At 40.8% G+C, this 3,151-nt stretch carries 5 protein-coding genes; 3 read left to right on the top strand and 2 right to left on the bottom strand.

The window, feature by feature from the left end:
• On the top strand, nucleotides 1-1,044 hold a 1,044-nt coding region (locus ACFI6L_RS20135; RefSeq protein ID WP_462574689.1), incomplete at its 5' end, for a tyrosine-type recombinase/integrase.
• A 205-nt stretch (nucleotides 1,045-1,249) separates the two neighbouring features.
• On the top strand, nucleotides 1,250-1,600 hold the full coding sequence (locus ACFI6L_RS20130) for a hypothetical protein (protein ID WP_014949580.1): 351 nt from the start codon (nucleotides 1,250-1,252) through the stop codon (nucleotides 1,598-1,600).
• 38 nt (nucleotides 1,601-1,638) lie between these two features.
• Here ACFI6L_RS20130 and ACFI6L_RS20125 read toward each other — a convergent pair whose 3' ends face one another.
• Nucleotides 1,639-1,995 (bottom strand): diacylglycerol kinase, encoded by a 357-nt coding sequence (locus tag ACFI6L_RS20125; RefSeq protein ID WP_039227674.1) that lies wholly within the window; start codon nucleotides 1,993-1,995, stop codon nucleotides 1,639-1,641.
• A 125-nt stretch (nucleotides 1,996-2,120) separates the two neighbouring features.
• Nucleotides 2,121-2,543 carry a universal stress protein gene (locus tag ACFI6L_RS20120; RefSeq protein ID WP_014949582.1) on the bottom strand — a complete coding sequence of 141 codons (423 nt, stop codon included), beginning with the start codon at nucleotides 2,541-2,543 and terminating at the stop codon, nucleotides 2,121-2,123.
• A gap of 203 nt (nucleotides 2,544-2,746) precedes the next feature.
• Between ACFI6L_RS20120 and ACFI6L_RS20115 the strand changes: the two genes are divergently transcribed.
• The coding region (locus ACFI6L_RS20115; protein WP_462574688.1) for a cytochrome C at nucleotides 2,747-3,151 on the top strand (405 nt) is incomplete at its 3' end.

Here is a 3,151-nt window from a genome sequence, read left to right as displayed (position 1 = left end):
GACGACCTAACAACAAGTCAATGTTCATCTTCTGATAAAAACGTTGAAAGCTATTATCAAGATATTTTTACCAAGCTTCCATACAACACACAACGGGCGTACATTAGTGACTACAATGAGTTCGCAATTTTTTGTAAGCAAGCTGGATTAAGTGGCTTTAAGAACAACTTCGAACACAATGAGGTCTGCATTAAACAATATGTCGAAGCGTTGTGCCGTTCTCCCCTAGCCTATAGAACCATCAAGCGTCGGTTATCTGCCCTTAGTAAATTTTTAGGCGTGGCTAAATTGCCAAACCCTATTATTAGATCAGCGTATCTAAGAGACTTCATCCGTTTATCGCTTATAGAGAATAGAAAGTTTCGCTTGTCTCACAAACAAGCGGTTCCGCTTACCATAGATATGCTTGAACAAATAAACAATGCAATTATTCCTGATTCTCTATTAGAGCTCCGCGACCTTGCAATCATTAACCTGATGTTTGATGCATTGCTTCGCGCTGATGAATTAGTTCGAGTTTGCATCGAGGATATATCTGCGCGTAATAACACCCTGTTGGTTGTTTCTTCGAAAAGCGACCAGTCTGGCCAAGGTCAATATCGCTATATTTCTTCCAGCACTATATCAATGGTTCAAGAGTATATTAACGAAGCTAATCTTGATCCAAAGACTAAAGCAACCCGCCTTTCTTCAGATTTACGCGGCCTGCACAAAGGCGTTTTGTTTAGACGACTAACAAATCATAAAACAGCACTTTTGCCATTTGATGAGAACATTCCCAGCCATAAGGCAAATGTACTTAACTATTCGAGCGTCTATCGGATTTGGCAACGTATTGCTCAACGCGCAGGTATTAGCGAAAACATTACCCCTCATAGCGGTCGTGTTGGTGGTGCAGTTTCTCTAGCCGAAGATGGTGCATCTTTACCCGAGCTTCAACTGGCTGGAGGTTGGCAATCACCGGAAATGCCTGGGCATTATACAAAACAGGCTAACGTAAAGCGTGGTGGAATGGCAAAATTGTCGGCAAAACGAAAAAGATAAAGCTCATTAAATACAGCAACTTAATCAATGCCATGGTTACGCATAACCAACGACATCAGTAACAATGTCTAACTCACCTACTCTCTACATCCTTTTACCAATCTGAAACTGTATTACTCGCGTATCAAAAGGTAAATTTGCCCTAAACCTATATTAATGAATAGGTTTTCTAAGTTGGCAAACATTCAAGTAAAAGGAGTGATATATGAGTAGCGGTATTGATACAAAGCATGGAAAATTACTCGCGGAAATGGTGGTTCCCTCGTCGTCATGGAATGTCCAACCCGAGAAGCAAGACCCATTCAAGTCACAAGAAGCAGCACTAGATTATTTAAACTCAAACAATGAGCCGTTATATCTCCACGTGCCATTAGCTCAATCTGATGATTACGTGAGAATCTGCGTAACTTCACGAGGCGATGATGTTGTTTTTACGATAAAAGATATCAATAACGGTGGTGAAACTTCATTGCATTATTCGCACATTAAAAATTTAGATAGCACAATTAGAACCTTAGTATCAGAATGTTGTGACCAGAAAATCAAAGCCCTATAAATTAGGGCTTTCTTTCCGCCTATAAATCGCAAATTGCACTACCAAAGAATGCTAATCCACGTAAAGCCGGCCGTCATTAGGCTAATGAACACTGCTGCCGAGCCGATATCTTTAGCACGCCCTATTAATAAATGGATGTCTGTGCTGACATGATCACAGAGTTTCTCAATAGCGGTGTTGAGTAGCTCAGTGATAAGCACAATCAGTAAAGATATCACCAGCAATATACGTTCTACATGCGTAACGTCGATGAAAAACGCTATAGGTGTCATTATCAATATTGCGAAAATTTCTTGTCTGACCGCAGCTTCACTTAAAAAGGCTGCTCGAAGCCCCTTAAGTGAATAGTAAGTGGCATAGAGTACGCGTAAAATACCTGTCCGTTTCGTTATCATGATAAGTAATTTTAAGATTAGTTACAGCCTTACAAAACGTAACTGACCTTCGTTACATCTACATGACGGCGAAGGTATTTATCATGAATATTTAAAGCATTTTCGACGCTAATCGCCGCATTAATTTATACTTTCACAGCTAGCACGTCTGTTTTAACACCATGTAGTACTGCATTGGCCGTTGACCCAAGTAACAAACGAAGACCGCTCTGGCCATGGGTGCCGACAACAATGAGATCTGCATTAATCTTTTCGGCCATATGGTGAATCTCATCAGCAGGAGAACCTATCTCTACATTGATGTGGCTGTAAGGTATATCATGTTTTGCGGCAACGTCTTTTAATTGCCTTAATGCCTGCTCTCTTACTTCCTCTGAAAAATCCCGTTCTAAAAATAGTCCGTAAGGCTCTACATTGGTTTGTGGATAAGCAACATACAGGAGGTGAATTTTGTGACTATTGCCCGCTATTGCAATGGCTTTCTCCACCACTAATTCGTAGTCAGAATAAATATCTATAGGTACTAAAATTGTCTCGTAACCTTGCATTGTGGCTGTCCTCAATTTTTGTTAGGTAGCAGTGCTTTTCTACCATACCGTTAACTAATTCCATTAAATAGTAGTGCTATACAAATAATTATTCTTTGAGCTAGGTCAATGATTAGTCTGCAGCCTCATTCATAATCAGTGTATACACATTAGTTCTAGCGAACGTTACGCATCTTTACCGTAAAAGAAAGAGGGAAATGAGTATGAAAACGGCAATAGTTGTTATAGCAACGCTTCTCCTTTTCGCCTGTGACCAGAGCGCGCAGTCACCTCGCGGCTTTAGCTTGCCCGAAGGCAATATGGAAAAAGGCTATTTGGTATTTAAAAAGTATCAGTGCCAAGACTGTCACAGAATTGCAGGAGAAAAAGAGTCCGACAATGCGCAATACCTAGTCGCGAAGCCTATTCCGTTGGGAGGCAGCAGTGGAAGAATTAAAACTTATGCAGAGTTGGTGACAAGTATTATTAACCCATCACATAAACTTACTCCTCGACAGCCTGCCAGTTTCACCAGCGAAGACGGTGTCTCATTAATGCGAGTAGTAAACGACGAGCTAACCGTTTCCGAACTAATAGGGGTTCTAGGGATTTTCCCCTCTAAAAAGACT

The organism is Alteromonas sp. G4i35 (genome assembly GCF_054960375.1).
Note: the sequence above shows the minus strand (reverse complement) of the source record. Positions and strands in the feature narration are given on the sequence as shown.

What these genes read in the sequence shown, in the direction of transcription:
- ACFI6L_RS20130 (WP_014949580.1), top strand. Translation starts at nt 1,250, where the DNA reads ATGAGTAGCGGTATTGATACAAAGCATGGAAAATTACTCGCGGAAATG.
- ACFI6L_RS20125 (WP_039227674.1), bottom strand. Translation starts at nt 1,995, where the DNA reads ATGATAACGAAACGGACAGGTATTTTACGCGTACTCTATGCCACTTAC.
- ACFI6L_RS20120 (WP_014949582.1), bottom strand. Translation starts at nt 2,543, where the DNA reads ATGCAAGGTTACGAGACAATTTTAGTACCTATAGATATTTATTCTGAC.